This window comes from Bacteroides sp. AF39-16AC (assembly GCF_003602735.1).
GTDB lineage: Bacteria > Bacteroidota > Bacteroidia > Bacteroidales > Bacteroidaceae > Bacteroides > Bacteroides uniformis.
The window spans coordinates 1-4,325 of the sequence record NZ_QTLN01000055.1; the positions used below are offsets into that span (position 1 = coordinate 1).

Genomic DNA, 4,325 nt, shown 5'->3' on the forward strand with positions numbered 1-4,325 from the left:
AAAAAAAAAGCTGATAAGCATATAAACAAGTTATGCTTTATAACAAGTCATTGATTTTTTACGGATAAGTGGTTGATTTACTGTCGGAAAAAGAAAAACAATAGGGAAAAAAAGCAAAGCAAAACCAACCAACGGGCGGTAGGACTGTGAACGGCTTTTTATGGCGTGTACACATTTGTGTACAAAAAGTTTGTATTTTATTGAAATATAGCTATCTTTGTACTGAATTTAAAAGCAAACAGATATGGAAGCATTATCAGTAAGAGAATACCGTAACAACCTCGCAGCGTCTTTCACCAAAGCTGACAATGGCGAGCAGGTACTAATTCGCAGGAAAAACGAGATTTACGCTTTGGTAAAAGTTGGTCGTGAAGATTTGATGATAACCCCGGAACTGCAAGCAAGGATTGACAAGGCAAGGGAAGAAATCAAATCCGGAAAGTGTGTTACCCTCAAAAGCAGTGAGGATATTGATGCTTATTTCGACAGTCTATGATGTACACAATTAGGGTTTCCGACGGGGTGGATAAGGTGATTGCCAAATGGAAGAAATCAAACCCCAATTTGTTCAAGAAGTATAAGAAAATCTACAAAGAATTGTTAGAGCACCCTAAGACTGGGCTTGGGCATCCCGAAGCGTTAAGGGGCGGTGGGGATATTACATGGTCTCGACACATTACCGCCCATGACCGGATAATCTATGACATTTACGAGGAAGTGGTAGAGGTCTACATTTTGGAGGTAGAGGGGCATTACAACGATAAATGATAAAACTGTTATGGTCGAATATTGTGTTTACTGGTTAGAGAACGGCGAGCCTATGCACGAGGTGTTCTCTAACCTTGCCGCCGCCGAGATGTACTCATGTGCGATAAGAGGGAAAGAAAACGTTGAATGGGTGGAGGTGTCCGAAGAAGAAGCCATTGATTTGGACGAACTGGAAGACATGTTCCCGGATGACTTCTGCGGCGTGTAATCCCCTTGGGTAGAAATGGGGTAGATTTTGTTAGGCTGTGGGGGATTTTCTAACACGCCGGGGCTTTTTTGCCGGGCGGTTAGTGTGGATGTATTCCAATGCGGTATGTGTATATATAGCAAGAAGTGTCCTTGTCGGACAATTCTTGCTTTTCTCGCTTTGCTCAAAAAGATTTTAAGATTACCTTTGTGACATGGAAGTAAGACGGAACGAAAAGATTACATTCCGCTGTACCCGGTATGAAAAGCTGGCACTTGCGGAGCAGGCAGCCCGATGTAGCATGAGCACATCGGAGTATTGCCGGAGTTTGTCCCTTGGAGGTCGCCCAAGGGAAAGGTACACCGAGGAGGAACGGCAGCTTCTCCGGGACATAGCCCAGTTGAAAGGAACGCTCCAACGGCTGAACAACTACTTCGGTGGTCGCCAGTACCGGGAGGTATTTGAAGAGAATCAGGCACTAATCACCGAACTTAAAAAAATACTTTCACGATGATAGGGAAAGGAAAGAGCATATCGCATGGTACGGCTGCACTGGAGTATGACCTTGCCAAAGAGATAGACGGACAGACAGCAGCCATCGAGATAGCCCGGCATGAACTTTACGGGTGTACGGGTGCGGAAATGGTACAGGAAATGAAACCATACCACGCTGATTTTCCGAACGTAAAAAACAATTGCCTACGTTTCGAGGTCAGTCCTTCGATAGAGGAAAGCGCCACCTTTACGGATGCGGACTGGGCGGAACTTGGTAACGACTTCATGCAGCGCATGGGGCTGGCGAACCACCAGTACATCATCATCCGGCACAGCGGTACGGAGAGCAAAAAAGAACAAGCCCACCTGCATATACTAGCAAACCGGGTTTCCCTTTCCGGGGAACTGTACCGGGATAACTGGATAGGGAAAAAGGCAACGGAAGCCGCCAACGCCATAGCCAAGGAACGGAACTTTGTACAGTCGCAGGACATCGGCAAAGCCAACAAAGCGGAAATCAAGGAAGCCATGGACGACGTATTGAAGAAGATGCAGGGCTTTGACTTGACTAAATTCAAGGAAGAACTTGGTAGGAGAGGTTTTAAAGTTCGGGAAGCCAGGGCAAGCACCGGAAAACTTAACGGCTACTACGTCACAGCCCGAAGCGGTACGGAGTATAAGGCGAGCGAGATAGGGAAAGGCTACACTCTCGCCCATATCGAGCGGACACAAAGCAAACTGAAATATAACTCAATGAACATATCTCATGGAAACAAACTCACATCCGGAAGCGGTAGCTTCCACCGTTAAGCAGGGACAGTACAGCCCCCGGAAAAGAAAAGACACAGCACCAAAGGTTAACCCGCAGCTTGCGATAGAACTGTTTTTTCAAGAAATGGGACGTATTGAAGCCTATACAAAGCGCATAGAGGATGCAACATCCCGAAAGGTACAAATAGACGGGAAAAGCCTCGAAAGTGCCGAAAATCGCCTAAAAAACGTATTGTCGGACTTTGAACGGCAGGGGTACAGAATGAAAAACGGCGGTTATGTGGACAAACGGATTTCGTTCTACTCAATCCTTTGTGCTGTTATCTCCCTATTGTTCGCTTGTTTCATGTGCTATCTTTGGACGGATGCAGCCAAAGACCGGGACAACTACAAGCAGTATTATGAATACTTCCAAGAGCAGGCAAGGGAACAAAAGGGAAACAAATAAACTCTAACTTTACGAATTATGGGAACAACGGAACACGAAGAACCCCGGTTCTTCTTCATACTGAACAAGGGTGCGAAGTCCGGCGGCGAAATCACCCATGCTGTCCTAAACGGTAGTATCGTTTCGAAGCCGGCAGGCTGGGACGCCTTTCATGGGCTTGTACTGGCGAAAGAGAAACTAAGCAGCGAGGAAATACAGCGGCAGATGAAAGAGCTTGGTGTAGAAATGGAAATCGTTCCTCTGATTTGACAAGATTACCCCGGCTGAAATATACCGGGGTAATCTTGTCACTTATCCTTGATTTTCCCTTTAAGGGCGTTTATAATCCACCCTTTTGGATTTGTTTTTGTCCTTGATTTTCCTCTAAGTATGGCGAGTTCTGTCATGATGTCTGGAAGTTCCATTTGTGCTGTTACAAATAAATCCCGGTTGTTTTTGATTTCTTTATCGGAGAACTCCAAAGATGTTTTTAAGTAACTTATCACTTGCCTACCTAAATCCCATGAAAGCCCGGTTTGCTTTTGTAGCTCTTTTTTGTATAGCTCTGCATCACGATGCTCTGGCTTGAATATTGGATAGAAGTTGAAACTTACAATTTTTTTCCCCTCCTTGTTTGCGGACCATTCGAATGTATAAGGACTTAGTTCGTCCAGCTCATTTTTTGCAGGTTCAATTACTTTCCGGACAAAATCGTTTGTCTTTGCGTATTTATCTTGTACTTTAAACATTTCTTTGAGCTGTTCAAGTGGATAGATTAGTTTTGTTTTCTGACCGCTTAAAAGTTCGTAGAACCGCATAGAATATACACTCTTAAACTTCATCGCAGTGGCTAATTCGTATTTGCGAAACCCTTTTGAAAAATCTAAGCAGCAGTCCCATATGTGTGAGTCTATTTGGAATGATACAACAGATGAACGCTTCTTTATCTTTGGCAATGCAATAATAGAAATGCTTATCCATTCTTTTTCATCCTCATAGGTAAAGATTTTCTTTTGTAGAGATAACAGTGCTTGTTTTACACGTGTGTAGTTTTCATCACTTTCTCCATTTAGCAATGAAGCAATAGGCATTGTGATGTGAACGGTATCAAAAAGTGTGTGTTCTATTTTTTTACAATCAGTTGCAAACCTAACTCCTTGGAGTTCACCTTGAGCCATTTCTACAATTCTATAAAGTATGCGCTTCTCATAAACGGAAAAGTCATACTTGGCTGTCGTCATAATATAGCTTTGTATTTGGTCTTTATTGACGACTGTTACACTGTTGTTCTTCTGTTGTTTCGTTTTCATCATCTACACGAAAGGATAAAATACTGTTGGCTTTATCTATGTGAGGAGCGTATATTTCAGAAAATTTTGCGAGGATAGAAATTGCGTTTTTTACCCTTTCAAATTCTTCTTTCTTAAAATGAACTATGATTTTCTTCATCCTTTATTGATTATTAGTATGTTGCGCAAATATAATAAGTAATTACGACTTGTGCAAATGGAAATCGTAGATGATGCAAAATAACATTCAAAAAGTCGTATTTGGAAGAGAAAATAACATTCAAAAAGTCGTAGTAATGTGTTAAATAGCATTCAAAAAGTCGTAGTAATGTGTTAAATGAATTGTGTAAGCGGTTGGATTTCAGCGTGATTTTTAGTTAAAAAAAAA

At 42.5% G+C, this 4,325-nt stretch carries 9 protein-coding genes; 7 read left to right on the top strand and 2 right to left on the bottom strand.

Features of this window, described 5'->3' with window-relative positions; all coding sequences use genetic code 11:
• Window positions 1-244: 244 nt before the first annotated feature.
• The 7 genes from DW039_RS20420 to DW039_RS20450 all read left to right on the top strand — a co-directional run bounded on the left by DW039_RS20420 (window position 245) and on the right by DW039_RS20450 (window position 2,918).
• Complete coding sequence (locus DW039_RS20420) at window positions 245-496, top strand: hypothetical protein (protein WP_004295507.1); 252 nt, start codon at window positions 245-247, stop codon at window positions 494-496.
• Window positions 493-768, top strand: coding sequence for a type II toxin-antitoxin system YoeB family toxin (locus DW039_RS20425; protein WP_004327436.1), 276 nt, complete (start codon window positions 493-495; stop codon window positions 766-768). The genes DW039_RS20420 and DW039_RS20425 overlap by 4 nt, the downstream gene beginning before the upstream one ends.
• A gap of 10 nt (window positions 769-778) precedes the next feature.
• Window positions 779-976 carry a hypothetical protein gene (locus DW039_RS20430; RefSeq protein ID WP_005683054.1) on the top strand — a complete coding sequence of 66 codons (198 nt, stop codon included), beginning with the start codon at window positions 779-781 and terminating at the stop codon, window positions 974-976.
• Between the two features lie 193 nt (window positions 977-1,169).
• Window positions 1,170-1,469 (top strand): mobilization protein MbpA, encoded by a 300-nt coding sequence (mbpA, locus tag DW039_RS20435; protein WP_005683055.1) that lies wholly within the window; start codon window positions 1,170-1,172, stop codon window positions 1,467-1,469.
• On the top strand, window positions 1,466-2,260 hold the full coding sequence (mbpB, locus tag DW039_RS20440; RefSeq protein WP_007755894.1) for a mobilization protein MbpB: 795 nt from the start codon (window positions 1,466-1,468) through the stop codon (window positions 2,258-2,260). Before mbpA ends, mbpB begins: the two co-directional genes overlap by 4 nt.
• A complete protein-coding gene (gene mbpC, locus DW039_RS20445) occupies window positions 2,217-2,669 on the top strand; it encodes a mobilization protein MbpC (RefSeq protein ID WP_007755893.1) in 453 nt (150 codons plus the stop codon). The genes mbpB and mbpC overlap by 44 nt, the downstream gene beginning before the upstream one ends.
• Before the next feature lie 18 nt (window positions 2,670-2,687).
• Window positions 2,688-2,918 (top strand): hypothetical protein, encoded by a 231-nt coding sequence (locus DW039_RS20450; protein ID WP_007755891.1) that lies wholly within the window; start codon window positions 2,688-2,690, stop codon window positions 2,916-2,918.
• A 38-nt stretch (window positions 2,919-2,956) separates the two neighbouring features.
• Here the strand turns inward: DW039_RS20450 and DW039_RS20455 are convergent, their stop codons facing one another.
• Together DW039_RS20455 and DW039_RS20460 are read right to left on the bottom strand one after the other, a co-directional pair.
• A complete protein-coding gene (locus DW039_RS20455) occupies window positions 2,957-3,961 on the bottom strand; it encodes a replication initiation protein (RefSeq protein ID WP_007755890.1) in 1,005 nt (334 codons plus the stop codon).
• On the bottom strand, window positions 3,912-4,097 hold the full coding sequence (locus DW039_RS20460; RefSeq protein WP_007560600.1) for a hypothetical protein: 186 nt from the start codon (window positions 4,095-4,097) through the stop codon (window positions 3,912-3,914). The genes DW039_RS20455 and DW039_RS20460 overlap by 50 nt, the downstream gene beginning before the upstream one ends.
• Window positions 4,098-4,325 lie beyond the last annotated feature (228 nt).